Source organism: Pseudomonas sp. H3_A02, from assembly GCF_054671965.1.
Window position 1 is genome coordinate 2,178,393 of sequence record NZ_CP162807.1, and the last position, 14,997, is coordinate 2,193,389.

Sequence of the window (14,997 nt, forward strand, 5' to 3'; positions counted from 1 at the left end):
TCGTACAGGCCACTAGGCTTTCGCTTCGTCCACCGGTTCGTGCATCCGGTCGCGGTTGGCCAGGGTCGGGAACAGCTTGATCCAGGTCCCGGTCACCAGCAGCGTGCCCACACCGCCCATGACCACCGCCGGCACGGTGCCGAACCAGTGGGCGGTGAGGCCGGATTCGAATTCGCCCAACTGGTTCGAAGCGCCGATGAACAGCCCGTTCACCGCGCTGACCCGGCCGCGCATCTCATCCGGGGTTTCCAGTTGCACGAACGAGGCTCGGATCACCATGCTGATCATGTCTGCCGCCCCCAACACCACCAGCACCGCCAGGGAAAACCAGAACGAGGTGGAGAGGCCGAAGGCAATGGTGGCGACGCCGAACACGCCCACTGCGGTGAACATCACCCGGCCGACCTTGCGCTCCACGGCAAACCGCGCCAGCCACAGCGACATCAGCAGGGCCCCGACCGCCGGTGCCGAACGCAACAGGCCCAGGCCCCAGGGGCCGGTGAGCAGGATGTCCTTGGCGAACACCGGCAGCAGCGCCGTCGCACCGCCGAGCAGCACCGCGAACAGGTCCAGGGAGATCGCCCCGAGAATGTCCGGGCGACTGCGGATGAAGCGAATCCCGGCCAGCAACGAATCCAGCGTCGCCTTGCCTTTGTTCAGCGGCGTCTGCCGGGCGGGCAGGTTGAGCATCAGGCAGCAGGCGATGATGTACAGCAGCACGGTCGGCCCGTAGACCCAGACGCTACCGAAGGCGTAGAGCAAGCCGCCCAGTGCGGGGGCGACGATGGTGGCCGATTGCTGGGCCGATTGTGCGGCGGCCACGGCCCGGGGAAACAGCGCAGATGGCACGATGCTCGGCAGCAACGCCTGGGTGGTCGGCATTTCGAAGGAGCGGGCGGCGCCCAGCAGGAAGGCGAGGATGAAGATCATTTCCCGTGTGACATTGTCGGTGGCGCTGCCAATCGCCAGTGCCAGGGCAATCATGGCCTGCAATGACTGGCAAATCGCCGCGACCTTGCGCCGGTCATAGCGGTCCGCCACATGCCCGGTGTGGAGCATGAACAGCACGCGCGGGGCAAATTCCACCAACCCCACCAGGCCCAGGTCCAGGACATTGCCGGTCAGTTGATAGAGGTTCCAGCCGATGGCCACGGTGAGCATCTGGAAGCCGCTGGCGGTGAATATCCGGGCCAGCCAGAAGGCGATGAAGGGACGATGGTGACGGAGCAGCAGCGGTGCTTGGCTGGGCATCTATGACGGGTCCGGTGATGAAGGCCACGAGATTAGCACCGTGCTGTAACAGGAAGTTGCGGTGAGTGGAAAAATAGTTAGCCAAACATCGATCTTTCACACATTGCACTTTTTTGTGGCAAGGGGATTTTATCCCTCTGTGGGAGCGAGGCCTTGCTCCCACACATCCTCGCTTCAGCCAGCACTGAGACAACCTGCCACGCGACAAAAGACCACGCCGTCCATCGGCCATATTGCGACTACTCTTTGAGCATTGCTTGATCCAGATCAATGCCCTCAGGGGCGTTGGGCTGGCGGCCATCCGGCCAGAGTCCTGCGTTGTGACGGTTATAAAAAGAACGATTTGAAAAGCATCGCACTCCATATCCCTGGGGGCTGGTGCCAGCCCCGCCCGCAGCCGGTTTTACCTGACAGAGGAAGACTTATGTTCGGTTTGGAGGCGCTCGATCTCGCCCGAATCCAGTTCGCGTTCACGATCTCGTTTCACATCCTGTTCCCGGCCATCACCATCGGCCTGGCGAGTTACCTGGCGGTACTCGAGGGCCTGTGGCTCAAGACCCGCGATGACACCTACCGTGACCTGTACCACTTCTGGTCGAAGATCTTTGCCGTCAACTTCGGCATGGGGGTGGTATCGGGGTTGGTCATGGCCTATCAGTTCGGGACCAACTGGAGCCGCTTTTCGGATTTCGCCGGTGCGGTGACCGGGCCCCTGCTGACCTACGAGGTGCTCACGGCGTTCTTCCTTGAAGCGGGTTTCCTGGGCGTGATGCTGTTTGGCTGGAATCGCGTCGGCCGCGGCCTGCATTTCTTTTCCACGGTCATGGTGGCGATCGGCACCCTGATCTCGACCTTCTGGATCCTGTCCTCCAACAGCTGGATGCAGACCCCCCAGGGCTACGAAATCATCGACGGCCGGGTGATCCCGGTGGACTGGCTGGCGGTGGTGTTCAACCCTTCGTTTCCTTATCGATTGCTGCACATGTCCACCGCGGCGTTTGTCGCCACGGCGTTCTTCGTCGGCTCGTCGGCGGCCTGGCATTTGCTGCGCGGCCGCGATACCCCGGCCATCCGCCGGATGCTGTCGATGGCGATGTGGATGGCCTTGCTGGTGGCGCCGATACAAGCGGTCATCGGCGACTTTCATGGTCTGAACACCCTCAAGCACCAACCGGCGAAAATCGCCGCCATCGAGGGCCATTGGGAAAACGTCGGCAATGAGCCGACGCCGTTGATCCTGTTCGGCTGGCCCGACATGCAAGCGGAAAAAACCAAATACGCCGTGGAAATTCCCTACCTGGGCAGCCTGATCCTGACCCACAGTCTGGACAAGCAGGTGCCGGCCCTCAAGGAGTTCCCGCCTGAGGATCGACCGAACTCGACCATTGTGTTCTGGTCGTTCCGGGTCATGGTCGGCCTCGGCTTGCTGATGATTTTCACTGGGCTGTGCAGCCTGTGGCTGCGCCGCAACGATCGGATCTATCAATCCAGGCCATTCCTCTACATGGTGCTATGGATGGGGCCGTCCGGCCTGGTTGCGATCCTGGCCGGCTGGTTTACCACGGAGATCGGCCGCCAGCCCTGGGTGGTCTATGGCTTGATGCGCACGGCCGATGCTTCGTCCGGCCACAGCTTCGCCCAGATGAGCATTACCCTGGTGCTGTTCGTCGTGGTGTATTTCGCGCTGTTCGGCGCAGGCTTGAGCTACATGATGCGCCTGGTGCGCAAGGGGCCGGAGGCCCACGAAGCCGAGCCGAGCGACGGTGGCCCGGGCCAGAAACGGACGCCGGCCCGGCCATTGTCGGCCGCCGATGACGGCGAAGGCGTGGATAAAACCGACCGCTCGAACAAGGGGAATTGAATCATGGGTATTGATCTTCCGCTGATCTGGGCCGTGGTCATCATCTTCGGCATCATGATGTACGTGATCATGGACGGCTTCGACCTGGGGATTGGCATCCTCTTCCCCTTCGTCAAGGGCGAGCGTGACCGTGACGTAATGATGAACACCGTGGCGCCGGTCTGGGACGGTAACGAAACCTGGCTGGTGCTGGGCGGTGCCGGGCTGTTCGGGGCGTTTCCGCTGGCCTACTCGGTGGTGCTTTCGGCGCTGTACCTGCCGTTGATCCTGATGCTCATCGGCCTGATCTTCCGCGGCGTGGCCTTCGAGTTCCGCTTCAAGGCCAAGGCTGAGAAGCGCCACCTCTGGGACAAGGCATTCATTGGCGGCTCGCTGACGGCCACCTTCTTCCAGGGCGTGGCGCTGGGGGCGTTCATCGACGGCTTCGAGGTGGTCAATCGGCAGTTCGCCGGCGGCTCCCTGGACTGGTTCACGCCGTTCACGGTGTTCTGTGGTCTGGCGTTGATCGCCGCCTACGCGTTGCTCGGCTGCACCTGGCTGATCATGAAGACCGAGGGCAAGTTGCAAGAGCAGATGCATGACCTGGCCCGGCCACTGGCGTTCGTGGTGCTGGCCGTGATCGGTATCGTCAGCATCTGGACGCCGCTGGCCCACGCGGACATCGCGGCCCGCTGGTTCACGTTGCCGAACCTGTTCTGGTTCCTGCCGGTGCCGATCCTGGTGCTGGTGACCATGTACGGTTTGTTCCGCGCGGTGGCGCGCAACGCCAACTACACGCCTTTCATCCTGACCCTGGTGCTGATCTTCCTCGGCTACAGCGGCTTGGGCATCAGCCTGTGGCCGAACATCGTGCCACCGTCCATTTCGATCTGGGACGCCTCGTCACCGCCCCAGAGCCAAGGCTTCATGCTGGTGGGCACGCTGTTCATCATTCCGTTGATCCTGGTGTACACCTTCTGGAGCTACTACGTGTTCCGCGGCAAGGTGACCCATGACGACGGCTACCATTGAGGGCGCGAGCATGGCCAAACCTGACTTGAAAGACATCGAGGCCGCCGAACGCAAGCCGCTCTGGCAGCGGCTCGGCTGGCTGGCGCTGATTTGGACTGGCAGTGTGCTGGCGTTGTTCATCGTTGCCAGCCTGATGCGGATGTTCATGAATGCCGCGGGGCTGACCACCCACTGATTTCCTGTGGGAGCGAGGCTTGCCCGCGATGGGGCGACGCGGTCTCGCAGAAACCGAGGTGCTTGCATCGCGAGCAAGCTTTGCTCCCACAGGGAACGATTTATTTGCGGGCTTTGAGAATCACGAATTTCGGCGTGGCGGCTACTTGCTCGACGCCCCGGAACAACCGCGCCAGTTTGCTGTGGTAGCCCAGGTGCCGGTTGCCGACGATGTACAGCGCGCCGCCTACCACCAACGCTTCGCGAGCCTGCTGGAACATCCGCCAGGCGAGGAAGTCGCCCACCACTTGCTGCTGGTGAAAGGGCGGGTTGCACAACACCACATCCAGTGACTGCGCTTCTTGCCCGGCCAGGCCATCACCCGCCCGGATCGTCACTTCACGCTCGCCGAGGGCCGCACGCCAGTTCTCGGCGGCCGATTGCACGGCCATATACGACTCGTCCACCAGGGTGTAGCGAGCCTCGGGGTTTTGCAGGGCACTGGCGATGGCCAGCACGCCGTTGCCGCAGCCCAGGTCCGCTACTCGCGCTGTACCGAGGTTTTTCGGCAGGTGTGGCAGGAATGCGCGGGTGCCGATGTCCAGGCCTTCGCGGCAGAACACGTTGGCATGGTTGAGCAGTTCTATCTTCGGCTCGTCCAGCCAGTAGCGCGTGGGGTAGGGCGACACGGCTGGCGCGATGCCGGGGGAAGAGGTGGGTGGCGTGGCGATCAACAGCCGCGCTTTTTTCACCGCCAGGGAGGCCTGCACCGGGCCGATGTAACGCTCCAGCAAGTCGCCGGCGGCACGGGGCAGGTGCTTGATCATGGCCCCGGCGATCACCTCGGCGCCCGGCGCCAGTTGGCCTTGCAGGCGAATCAGTTGTTCCTCCAGCAGGGCCAGGGTTTTCGGTACTTTGATCAGCACGCGATCGAATGGGCCGGTCAACGGTTCGCTGGCGGGCAACGTTGGCACGGCATCGAAGGGCCGGCCATTGCGCACCAGGTTTTTCTCCAGTGCCTGCAAGGCCAGGAAGGAATCACCGCTGCTGGTCACCAGGACGTTGCCGGCCAGGCTGGCGGCCAGGGCGCCGAAGCCGTCATTGAGTACCAGGACCCGAGTCTGCGCGGCCGGTTGTTGTTCGGCCAGGTACGCGAGCAGGTATTCATCGGCCGCATCGAAGGCTTGCAGCGGCTCGTTCTGCTGTTCGGGTTGGCGGATCAGGTCGAGTTCGGCGAAAGGGCTGTCAAGCAGGGGCATGGCTGGGGACTCTGGAGATCAACGAATGTCCCGCTGCCTGGAGGTAGGTGTCTGTGCGGGACCGCCTGAATGAACGGCGTCGCGTGTAAAAAGCGGCATCATTCAAGAGGAACCGTAAATGGTACGTTTTTTTGTTGCACATTACTCGCGGGTTTTTCAGCTCGGCAATGCCTCTCTACTGTTCAAATCACATGGATTTGGGCTGCCTTGGCCACCGCCGAAATTTTATTGCTGACGTTCAGTTTTCGCATGCAACTGCACACATGGAAATTCACGGTTCGTTCGGAAAGGCAGAGAATCCTGCCCACTTCCGACGCCGTCTTGCCTTCGGCTGACCACCTCAATACTTCGATTTCTCTCGGGGACAAGTGGTAGTTCTGCTTCACTGCGACGGCGTCAGACAGTTTTTTGCTGGCGAGCGCGTGCAGCTTTTGACTGGCGAAGATGGCATAGCCAAGATTGCCATAGTGTTCCTCGATATCAATGGGACAATGGGTTCGTGCGAGGCTGAACAGACTGCACTGTGCCCCTTGGTCGTCATGAACGGCCTGGGTCCAGCCGTACTTGAGTCCCTGTCGATTAAGTTCTCGCCATAACTTGGGGGCCTGAGCGAAAACAGTCTCATCCCACATGATAGGGAGCGATGATTGATTGCAATGTGCTACTAATGGATCGTTCGACGCATAACCGTTTTGTTCATAAAGACGGTCCCATCCATAAGGGTAGTTATTCAGGTTCACCTTGCTGGTGTGCTTGTCGGGGCTTCCGAGATAGGCTCCGAATGCACAATATTCAAATCCCTGATTGTTAAAGAAATTAAGTACCAGACGATAGGCCGTCTGCAGGTCTTTTTCACAGGATAACTTCCTCAGCAACAAGTCTCTCCACCTGTCCATCGCTTTCTCCTGGGTTTGATTCGTCCATGCGGATCCAATCCATGATGCGAAATTTTAGTGTAGGACTATTCTTAACTTGTAGTGAATTTTTTTAGTTGCTTACATTTGGAAATATTTAAAGGAGTGAATATTTTATTTGGTATGTTTTACATGAATATAACTTTGTACAAGTTTGGTAAAGGATTTGGAGGTGGCGGCGGCAATTGTAGCTAAAATGCCATTACTTGCTGTCGGTGGTGAAGACGCCCACTTTGCGGGACACTGCATGTCTTGTCCCCTAGGAGTGGCTCATGACCGACAGCGCAGAGAAGTTCACCCGCCAAACCTTGCTCGATGTCCAGCCCGTGACGTCTCATTTGTTTACATTGCGCACGACCCGGGATCGCGGCTTTCGTTTCCGGGCGGGTCAGTTTGCCCGACTGGGCGTCGCCAAGGCGGACGGCACCACCGTCTGGCGGGCGTACTCCATGGTGTCGTCGCCGTTCGACGAGTTCCTCGAATTCTTTTCCATCGTAGTGCCTGATGGCGAGTTCACCAGCGAACTCAGCCGCTTGCAGCCGGGTGACGAACTGTTGGTGGAACGCCAGGCTTTTGGCTATCTGACGCTGGACCGCTTCGTCGATGGTCGGGATTTGTGGTTGCTGTCCACGGGGACCGGCGTGGCACCGTTTCTTTCGATCCTCCAGGATTTCGAGGTTTGGGAAAAATTCGAGCGGATCATCCTGGTGTACAGCGTGCGTGAGGCGCGAGAACTGGCGTATCAGGACCTGATCAAGGAACTGCCCCAGCGCGACTACCTGGCCGAGTACGCGCACAAGTTTCGTTTCATTGCGACCGTCACCCGTGAGCAGCACCCAGGGGCGCTCAGTGGGCGGATTACCACGTTGATCGACAACGGCGAGTTGGAGCGCGCGGCAGGCGTAGCGCTGACGCCTGAGCATTCGCGGGTGATGCTGTGCGGCAACCCGCAAATGATCGACGACACGCGCACGCTGCTCAAGGCCAGGGGCTTGCAACTGAGCCTGACCCGTCGTCCGGGCCAGGTGGCGGTGGAAAATTACTGGTAGGGCTGATGTCGATCAGTGTGGCGAGGGGATTTATCCCCGTTGGGCTGCGAAGCGGCCCCCAGTACTGTCGACCTCATCTACCAGAGAGCCGTGATGTTAGGTTTTAGGGCCGCTTCGCAGCCAGCGGGGATAAATCCCCTCGCCACAGGGGGTGGCAGTGACTGATCGGTTCAGGGCCGCTCGTTCTGAGCCTTGAGCAGGTCGCGAATCTCACCCAGCAACAGCTCTTCCTTGGTCGGAACCGGGGGCGCGCTGGGGGCTACGGCTTCTTCACGCTTGAGGCGGTTGATGGCCTTGACGCCCATGAAAATGGCGAACGCCACGATGATGAAGTCGATGGTGCTCTGGATGAATTTACCGTAGGCCAGTACCACGGCAGGCGCATCACCCTGGGCGGCCTTGAGGGTGATGGCCAGGTCACTGAAATCCACGCCACCGATCAGCAGGCCGATCGGCGGCATGACCACGTCGCCCACGAAGGACGAAACGATTTTGCCGAAAGCGGCACCGATGATGATCCCGACGGCCATGTCGACGACATTGCCTTTGACCGCGAAGGCCTTGAACTCGCTTAGCACGCCCATGAGTTATTCCTTGTAACAGATGAAAGATGAGTGGCAGTGTAAATCAGCCCAACGAGTCCTGCTCGAAACGCCTGCTTACAAAGCTTCAGTTATCGACCGGGGCTCGGATGAAAAGTTTACAAAGTGCCATCAATCGCGCGTGATACGCGGTTTCGCTCGCACGCCCTATAACGTTTTTTCTATCGGCACGGTACGGCATTTCTATTTAGGTTTTCCTTTTTCCGGCACTAGCCTCTGGATGGCGCACATGGATGCGCTCTATAACATCAGAGGAACATGCCTATGAACACTTCCCTCGGCCTCGGGGCTTATTCCCACCGCCGCGCTCTTTTTGTGTTGACCGCGAGCCTCCTATCCTTGTCTGTCAACGCGGCCACCCTGACCCGGGACAACGGTGCGGCGGTCGGCGATAACCAGAATTCGCAGACGGCAGGTCCCAACGGTCCGACCCTGTTGCAAGACGTGCAGTTGATTCAGAAGCTCCAGCGCTTCGATCGTGAACGCATCCCCGAGCGCGTGGTGCATGCCCGTGGTACCGGTGCCCACGGCACATTCACGGTGTCCGACGATCTCAGCGACCTGACCAAGGCCAAGGTCTTTGCCGCAGGCCAGGCCACCCCGGTGTTCGTGCGTTTTTCGGCCGTGGTGCACGGTAATCATTCGCCGGAAACCCTGCGCGACCCCCGTGGCTTCGCCACGAAGTTCTACACCGCCGACGGTAACTGGGACTTGGTGGGCAACAACTTCCCGACTTTCTTCATTCGTGATGCCATCAAGTTTCCGGACATGGTCCACGCTTTCAAACCCGATCCGCGGACCAACCTGGACGATGATTCACGCCGTTTCGATTTCTTCTCCCATGTTCCAGAGTCGACCCGCACCCTGACCGAGTTGTATTCCAACTCCGGCACACCGGCCAGTTACCGTGAAATGGACGGTAACGGTGTGCATGCCTACAAGCTGATTAACGCCAAGGGTGAAGTTCATTACGTGAAGTTTCATTGGAAAAGTTTGCAGGGTTTGAAAAATCTCGATCCGAAAGAAGTTGTGAAAGTTCAGGGTCAAGATTACAGCCATATGACAAACGATCTGGTGAGTCATATTAATAAGGGCGACTTTCCAAAGTGGGACTTGTACGTCCAGGTGCTCAAACCAGAGGACCTTGCCAAGTTCGACTTCGACCCATTGGACGCGACCAAGATCTGGCCGGGTGTGCCTGAGCGAAAAGTTGGGCAAATGGTCTTGAACCGTAATCCGGCGAACGTCTTCCAGGAAACCGAGCAGGTGGCGATGGCGCCGGCCAATCTGGTGCCAGGCATCGAGCCCTCCGAGGATCGTCTGCTTCAGGGACGGGTGTTTTCCTACGCCGATACGCAGATGTACCGCCTGGGCGCCAATGCCCTGCAACTGCCGATCAACGCCCCCAAGGTGGCGGTGAACAACGGTAACCAGGACGGTGCGATGAACCCAGGCAGCACCAGCACCGGGGTGAACTATCAGCCGAGCCGCCTGACGCCGCGTGAAGAACTGCAAGCGGCCCGCTACAGCCAGACCGCGCTGAGCGGCAGCACCCAGCAGGCGAAAATCCAGCGCGAGCAGAACTTCAAGCAGGCCGGTGATTTGTATCGTTCGTTCAGTAAGAAAGAACGTGATGACTTGATCGAAAGTTTCGGTGGCTCGTTGGCGACCACTGATGACGAGAGCAAGCACATCATCCTGTCGTTCCTCTACAAGGCCGATCCTGAATACGGCACTGGCGTGGCCCGAGTCGCCAAGGGCGACCTGGCCCGGGTCAAGGCGCTGGCGGAAAAACTGAGCGACTGATCCACAGCTTGGCAGGTGCATGAGCTGTGGGAGCAAAGCTTGCTCGCGAGGCAGGCACTGGGGTCTGAAACCAGACGGAGTCGACTGCATCGCGGGCAAGCCTTGCTCCCACAAACCTGCCCCCACAGTCATGTGCCAGAGGATACGTCACGATGGGTAAACTCCTTTTATCGATGCTTGTCGCCTGGTCAGCCGGCGTATTGGCCGATCAGCCAATACCCACTGAACCGGCGGCGGTACAGGAACAGCTGCAAACCTATTATTTCGACGCCGCTCGCCGGGGCGATGTGCCGATGCTCGATACTTTTATCGAGGCCGGTTATTCGCTGGATACCCGGGATGAGAAGGGCTACACCGCCCTGATTCTGGCGGCTTATCACGGCCACGGACCGGCGGTGGAGCGGTTGCTGGCTGCCGGGGCCGATGCCTGTGCCCAGGATAAACGCGGCAACACGGCGTTGATGGGAGCGATTTTCAAGGGCGAAGTGCAGATTGCCCGTCGTTTGCTGTCCACCGATTGCAGTCCGGACCAACGCAACGGTGCCGGGCAAACCGCCGCGATGTATGCCGGGCTGTTCAAGCGTGGCGAGTTGCTCGATGCCCTGAAAGCCAAGGGCGCCGACTTGGAGGCCAGGGACCCGTTGGGCAATACCGCGGCGGATCTGGCGAAGGGCGAAATCAGAATGCCGGCCCCTCAGTGAACCTTGGCTGGGCTATCATCGCGGTTTTGACCCCGGAGTTCAGATGGCCAAGGCAAAGCGCATGTACGGCTGCACCGAGTGCGGCTCGACCTTTCCCAAATGGGCCGGCCAATGCAGCGAATGCGGGGCCTGGAACACCCTGACCGAAACCATGGTGGAAAGCGGCGGCGCGGCGGCCCCCACCGGGCGCACGGGCTGGGCCGGTCAGCAGGCGCAGATCAAGACCCTGGCCGAAGTCAGCGTTGAAGAAATTCCGCGATTTTCCACTGCGTCCGGTGAACTGGACCGCGTGCTGGGTGGCGGCCTGGTGGACGGCTCGGTGGTGCTGATCGGCGGGGACCCGGGCATCGGCAAATCCACCATCTTGCTGCAAACCTTGTGCAACCTTGCCACCCGCATGCCGGCGTTGTACGTCACTGGCGAAGAGTCCCAGCAACAGGTCGCGATGCGTGCCCGGCGCCTGGGCTTGCCCCAGGACCAATTGCGGGTCATGACCGAGACCTGCATCGAAACCATCATCGCCACGGCGCGCCTGGAAAAACCCAAGGTGATGGTGATCGACTCGATCCAGACGATTTTCACCGAACAACTGCAATCGGCCCCGGGCGGTGTGTCCCAGGTGCGTGAAAGCGCGGCGTTGCTGGTGCGCTACGCCAAACAGAGCGGCACGGCGATTTTCCTGGTGGGCCACGTCACCAAGGAAGGTGCGTTGGCGGGGCCGCGGGTATTGGAGCACATGGTCGATACCGTGTTGTATTTCGAAGGCGAATCCGATGGCCGCCTGCGTTTGCTGCGGGCAGTGAAGAACCGCTTTGGTGCCGTCAACGAATTGGGTGTGTTCGGCATGACCGACAGGGGCCTGAAAGAAGTCTCCAACCCTTCGGCGATCTTTCTCACGCGTGCTCAGGAAGAAGTCCCGGGCAGTGTGGTCATGGCAACGTGGGAAGGGACCCGCCCGATGTTGGTCGAGGTGCAAGCATTGGTGGACGACAGCCACTTGGCGAACCCACGGCGGGTCACCCTGGGCCTGGATCAGAATCGGCTGGCGATGCTGCTGGCGGTGTTGCATCGACACGGCGGGATTCCGACTCACGACCAAGACGTGTTCCTCAATGTCGTGGGCGGGGTCAAGGTACTGGAGACCGCGTCCGACCTGGCCTTGATGGCGGCGGTCATGTCCAGCCTGCGCAACCGGCCGCTGCCCCATGATTTGCTGGTGTTCGGTGAAGTGGGGCTGTCGGGGGAAGTGCGACCGGTGCCCAGCGGGCAGGAGCGGCTCAAGGAGGCGGCCAAGCACGGCTTCAAACGCGCCATCGTGCCCAAGGGCAACGCGCCGAAGGAAGCGCCGGCGGGGTTGCAGATTATCGCGGTGACCCGTCTGGAACAGGCGTTGGATGCGTTGTTCGAATAACACTGGCCATTGCGGAAGAAATGTATGTGGGAGCAAAGCTTGCTCGCGATGCAGGCGACTCGATTTTGAAGGACCGCATCGCAGCCATCGCGGGCAAGCCTTGCTCCCACATGGATCCCCGTGCCAAGGGGCGGGGTAGCTCAGAGATGAATCAACGCCGCCAACTCCCGCTCCAGCACCCCTTCATCATGATCGTCCCGATTGAGATCCACCAATCGGCGCAAGTGTGCGATGGACTCCTGATCGATGCGTTCACAAACGAAACCCAGGTGACCATGGTCATCATGAGTCAACCGAACTTCCATTTTGATTTCAGCCTCAGGGCTCAAATGAATATCGGCTATGAAGGGCTGTTTGATATCGCCAAGCCAGGGCTCGGGCTTCTGGATCAGCAGTCCCTTGAGGGACAGATCCAGCAGCTCCACCGGCCAGATGAACGGGCCCTGGCTCAGGTCGATCCTGGCATGGAATTCAATTCGCACGAAGCGGCGACGTTCACTCATGACGCATCCCCTCTAAAGATTCATTGACTATAGACCCTACTGAGGGGGCCTCGTCACCGTTCGGCAACAGACAGACGAATGTCGAGTATGGCCTTTGTCCAGGTTAGCGCTAAACTCCTGTGGCTATCTTTCTTGTCCACCCTGGCTGGAATATAAAAATGAAAAACAACAATAGCCTGCTGCGCCATCTACCCTGGCTACTGCTGGCCGTCTTAGGAGCGTGCGCCCTGGGCGTCGTGGCCTTGCGCCGAGGTGAGGCGATCAACGCCCTCTGGATCGTCGTCGCCGCCGTGGCCATCTACCTGGTCGCCTACCGCTACTACAGCCTCTTCATCGCCAACAACGTGATGCAACTCGATGCGCGTCGGGCCACCCCCGCCGTGCTCAACAACGATGGCCTGGACTATGTCCCGACCAACAAACACATTCTCTTCGGCCACCACTTCGCGGCCATTGCCGGCGCGGGGCCGCTGGTCGGGCCGGTGCTGGCGGCGCAGATGGGTTATTTGCCCGGCACGCTCTGGCTGATCGCCGGCGTGGTGCTGGCCGGTGCGGTGCAGGACTTCATGGTCCTGTTCCTGTCCACTCGCCGCAACGGTCGCTCCCTGGGCGACATGGTGCGCGAGGAAATGGGCCGCATCCCCGGCACCATCGCTCTGTTCGGCTGCTTCCTGATCATGATCATCATCCTCGCGGTGCTGGCGCTGATCGTGGTCAAGGCCCTGGCCGAGAGCCCGTGGGGGATCTTCACGGTGATGGCAACCATCCCGATCGCGATGTTCATGGGCATCTACATGCGCTACATCCGCCCGGGCCGCATCGGTGAAATCTCGATCATCGGCGTGCTGTTGCTGCTGGGCTCGATCTGGCTGGGCGGGCAGATCGCCGCCGACCCGGTCTGGGCCAAGGCCTTCACCTTCACCGGGATCCAGATCACCTGGATGCTGATCGGCTACGGTTTCGTCGCGGCGGTACTGCCGGTGTGGCTGATCCTGGCGCCGCGGGACTACCTGTCGACATTCTTGAAAATCGGCACCATCGTCGCCCTGGCGATCGGCATCCTGGTGACCATGCCCGAGCTGAAAATGCCGGCGCTGACCCAGTTCACCGACGGCACCGGGCCGGTGTGGAAGGGCGGGCTGTTCCCGTTCCTGTTCATCACCATTGCCTGCGGCGCGGTCTCGGGTTTCCATGCGCTGATTTCCTCGGGCACCACGCCCAAGCTGCTGGATAACGAAACCAACGCCCGCTACATCGGTTACGGCGGCATGCTGATGGAGTCCTTCGTGGCGATCATGGCGATGGTTGCCGCATCGGTGATCGAGCCGGGCGTGTACTTCGCCATGAACAGCCCGGCGGCGATCGTCGGCGGTGACGTGGTGGCCGTGGCGCAGACCGTCAGCAGCTGGGGTTTTGCAATCACCCCCGAAGCGCTGCAAGCGGTGGCCAAGGACATCGGCGAGACCACCGTGCTGGCCCGTGCCGGCGGTGCGCCGACCCTGGCGGTGGGTATCGCGCAGATCCTGCACTCGGTGCTGCCGGGTGAGAACACCATGGCGTTCTGGTACCACTTCGCGATCCTGTTCGAAGCGCTGTTCATCCTCACCGCCGTGGACGCCGGTACCCGTGCCGGGCGGTTCATGCTCCAGGATCTGCTCGGCTCGTTCGTGCCGGCGCTCAAGCGCACCGAATCCTGGACCGCCAACCTGATCGCCACCGCCGGCTGCGTGGCGCTGTGGGGTTACTTGTTGTACCAGGGCGTGATCGATCCGCTGGGCGGCATCAACACCTTGTGGCCGCTGTTCGGCATCTCCAACCAGATGCTGGCCGGTATCGCCCTGATGCTCGCCACCGTGGTACTGATCAAGATGAAGCGCCAGCGCTACGTCTGGGTCACGCTGCTGCCGGCGGCCTGGCTGCTGATCTGCACCACCACGGCGGGCCTGATCAAGCTGTTCGACGCCAACCCGGCGATCGGCTTTTTGGCCCTGGCGCGCAAATACAACGATGCCCTGACCGCCGGCCAGATCCTGGCCCCGGCCAAGAGCATCGAGCAGATGCAGCACGTGGTGTTCAACGCCTACACCAACGCGACGCTGACGGTGTTGTTCCTGTTCGTGGTCTTCAGCATCCTGTTCTACGCGCTCAAGGTCGGCATCGCCGCCTGGGGCACCAAGGAACGCACGGACAAAGAAGCGCCATTCCAGGCCCTGCCAGACGCTTGATAGAGGATTGCAACGATGTTCAATGACTTGAGTCGCCTGGGTAAATACCTCGGTCAGGCCGCCCGCCTGATGGTCGGCATGCCCGACTACGACAACTACGTCGAGCACATGCAAACCAAACACCCGGACAAGCCGATGATGGACTACGAGGCGTTCTTTCGCGAACGCCAGGAGGCCCGTTACGGCGGCAAGGGTGGGCCCAAGTGTTGTTGAGTTGAGCTAAACCCAAACCCCATGTGGGAGCGGGCTTG

The 14,997-nt window shown here is 60.5% G+C and carries 14 protein-coding genes; 9 read left to right on the plus strand and 5 right to left on the minus strand.

The features are described from left to right. Positions 1-12: 12 nt before the first annotated feature. Entirely contained in the window at positions 13-1,251 is a 1,239-nt protein-coding gene (locus AB4N80_RS09475) for an MFS transporter (protein ID WP_122565101.1), read from the minus strand. Between the two features lie 424 nt (positions 1,252-1,675). On the opposite strand from AB4N80_RS09475, the gene AB4N80_RS09480 reads away from it, so the two are divergent. Genes AB4N80_RS09480 through AB4N80_RS09490 form a run of 3 tightly spaced genes read left to right on the plus strand, consistent with a single transcriptional unit; the run spans position 1,676 to position 4,298 of the window. Continuing rightward, positions 1,676-3,112 (plus strand): cytochrome ubiquinol oxidase subunit I, encoded by a 1,437-nt coding sequence (locus tag AB4N80_RS09480; protein ID WP_122565102.1) that lies wholly within the window; start codon positions 1,676-1,678, stop codon positions 3,110-3,112. Positions 3,113-3,115: 3 nt separating this feature from the next. Continuing rightward, positions 3,116-4,123 carry a cytochrome d ubiquinol oxidase subunit II gene (cydB, locus tag AB4N80_RS09485; RefSeq protein WP_053125566.1) on the plus strand — a complete coding sequence of 336 codons (1,008 nt, stop codon included), beginning with the start codon at positions 3,116-3,118 and terminating at the stop codon, positions 4,121-4,123. Positions 4,124-4,133: 10 nt separating this feature from the next. Beyond that, entirely contained in the window at positions 4,134-4,298 is a 165-nt protein-coding gene (locus AB4N80_RS09490) for a DUF2474 domain-containing protein (protein WP_064503198.1), read from the plus strand. A gap of 100 nt (positions 4,299-4,398) precedes the next feature. On the opposite strand, the gene AB4N80_RS09495 is transcribed toward AB4N80_RS09490, so the two are convergent. Then, positions 4,399-5,535 (minus strand): methyltransferase, encoded by a 1,137-nt coding sequence (locus AB4N80_RS09495; protein ID WP_122565103.1) that lies wholly within the window; start codon positions 5,533-5,535, stop codon positions 4,399-4,401. A gap of 182 nt (positions 5,536-5,717) precedes the next feature. Next, positions 5,718-6,431: an autoinducer binding domain-containing protein gene (locus AB4N80_RS09500; RefSeq protein ID WP_122565104.1), complete on the minus strand. Its 714-nt coding sequence runs from the start codon at positions 6,429-6,431 to the stop codon at positions 5,718-5,720. A 290-nt stretch (positions 6,432-6,721) separates the two neighbouring features. On the opposite strand from AB4N80_RS09500, the gene AB4N80_RS09505 reads away from it, so the two are divergent. After that, a complete protein-coding gene (locus AB4N80_RS09505; RefSeq protein WP_305468577.1) occupies positions 6,722-7,498 on the plus strand; it encodes a ferredoxin--NADP reductase in 777 nt (258 codons plus the stop codon). Between the two features lie 170 nt (positions 7,499-7,668). Here AB4N80_RS09505 and mscL read toward each other — a convergent pair whose 3' ends face one another. Beyond that, positions 7,669-8,082: a large-conductance mechanosensitive channel protein MscL gene (mscL, locus tag AB4N80_RS09510; RefSeq protein ID WP_122565106.1), complete on the minus strand. Its 414-nt coding sequence runs from the start codon at positions 8,080-8,082 to the stop codon at positions 7,669-7,671. A gap of 282 nt (positions 8,083-8,364) precedes the next feature. Between mscL and katB the strand changes: the two genes are divergently transcribed. The 3 genes from katB (at position 8,365) to radA (ending at position 12,018) form a co-directional block, all read left to right on the plus strand. After that, positions 8,365-9,906: a catalase KatB gene (katB, locus tag AB4N80_RS09515; RefSeq protein WP_354339234.1), complete on the plus strand. Its 1,542-nt coding sequence runs from the start codon at positions 8,365-8,367 to the stop codon at positions 9,904-9,906. Positions 9,907-10,058: 152 nt separating this feature from the next. Next, positions 10,059-10,607: an ankyrin repeat domain-containing protein gene (locus AB4N80_RS09520; protein ID WP_122565108.1), complete on the plus strand. Its 549-nt coding sequence runs from the start codon at positions 10,059-10,061 to the stop codon at positions 10,605-10,607. 43 nt (positions 10,608-10,650) lie between these two features. Then, positions 10,651-12,018 carry a DNA repair protein RadA gene (radA, locus tag AB4N80_RS09525; RefSeq protein WP_030140305.1) on the plus strand — a complete coding sequence of 456 codons (1,368 nt, stop codon included), beginning with the start codon at positions 10,651-10,653 and terminating at the stop codon, positions 12,016-12,018. Between the two features lie 140 nt (positions 12,019-12,158). On the opposite strand, the gene AB4N80_RS09530 is transcribed toward radA, so the two are convergent. Next, on the minus strand, positions 12,159-12,521 hold the full coding sequence (locus tag AB4N80_RS09530; protein ID WP_122565109.1) for a PilZ domain-containing protein: 363 nt from the start codon (positions 12,519-12,521) through the stop codon (positions 12,159-12,161). Between the two features lie 158 nt (positions 12,522-12,679). Here AB4N80_RS09530 and AB4N80_RS09535 point away from each other — a divergent pair, with 158 nt between their 5' ends. Next, positions 12,680-14,746 (plus strand): carbon starvation CstA family protein, encoded by a 2,067-nt coding sequence (locus tag AB4N80_RS09535; RefSeq protein ID WP_460081730.1) that lies wholly within the window; start codon positions 12,680-12,682, stop codon positions 14,744-14,746. A 15-nt stretch (positions 14,747-14,761) separates the two neighbouring features. Continuing rightward, entirely contained in the window at positions 14,762-14,959 is a 198-nt protein-coding gene (locus tag AB4N80_RS09540; protein ID WP_003182142.1) for a YbdD/YjiX family protein, read from the plus strand. Positions 14,960-14,997: the final 38 nt, after the last annotated feature.

What these genes read in the sequence shown, in the direction of transcription:
- AB4N80_RS09475 (WP_122565101.1), bottom strand. Translation starts at nt 1,251, where the DNA reads ATGCCCAGCCAAGCACCGCTGCTGCTCCGTCACCATCGTCCCTTCATC.
- AB4N80_RS09480 (WP_122565102.1), top strand. Translation starts at nt 1,676, where the DNA reads ATGTTCGGTTTGGAGGCGCTCGATCTCGCCCGAATCCAGTTCGCGTTC.
- cydB (WP_053125566.1), top strand. Translation starts at nt 3,116, where the DNA reads ATGGGTATTGATCTTCCGCTGATCTGGGCCGTGGTCATCATCTTCGGC.
- AB4N80_RS09490 (WP_064503198.1), top strand. Translation starts at nt 4,134, where the DNA reads ATGGCCAAACCTGACTTGAAAGACATCGAGGCCGCCGAACGCAAGCCG.
- AB4N80_RS09495 (WP_122565103.1), bottom strand. Translation starts at nt 5,535, where the DNA reads ATGCCCCTGCTTGACAGCCCTTTCGCCGAACTCGACCTGATCCGCCAA.
- AB4N80_RS09500 (WP_122565104.1), bottom strand. Translation starts at nt 6,431, where the DNA reads ATGGACAGGTGGAGAGACTTGTTGCTGAGGAAGTTATCCTGTGAAAAA.
- AB4N80_RS09505 (WP_305468577.1), top strand. Translation starts at nt 6,722, where the DNA reads ATGACCGACAGCGCAGAGAAGTTCACCCGCCAAACCTTGCTCGATGTC.
- mscL (WP_122565106.1), bottom strand. Translation starts at nt 8,082, where the DNA reads ATGGGCGTGCTAAGCGAGTTCAAGGCCTTCGCGGTCAAAGGCAATGTC.
- katB (WP_354339234.1), top strand. Translation starts at nt 8,365, where the DNA reads ATGAACACTTCCCTCGGCCTCGGGGCTTATTCCCACCGCCGCGCTCTT.
- AB4N80_RS09520 (WP_122565108.1), top strand. Translation starts at nt 10,059, where the DNA reads ATGGGTAAACTCCTTTTATCGATGCTTGTCGCCTGGTCAGCCGGCGTA.
- radA (WP_030140305.1), top strand. Translation starts at nt 10,651, where the DNA reads ATGGCCAAGGCAAAGCGCATGTACGGCTGCACCGAGTGCGGCTCGACC.
- AB4N80_RS09530 (WP_122565109.1), bottom strand. Translation starts at nt 12,521, where the DNA reads ATGAGTGAACGTCGCCGCTTCGTGCGAATTGAATTCCATGCCAGGATC.
- AB4N80_RS09535 (WP_460081730.1), top strand. Translation starts at nt 12,680, where the DNA reads ATGAAAAACAACAATAGCCTGCTGCGCCATCTACCCTGGCTACTGCTG.
- AB4N80_RS09540 (WP_003182142.1), top strand. Translation starts at nt 14,762, where the DNA reads ATGTTCAATGACTTGAGTCGCCTGGGTAAATACCTCGGTCAGGCCGCC.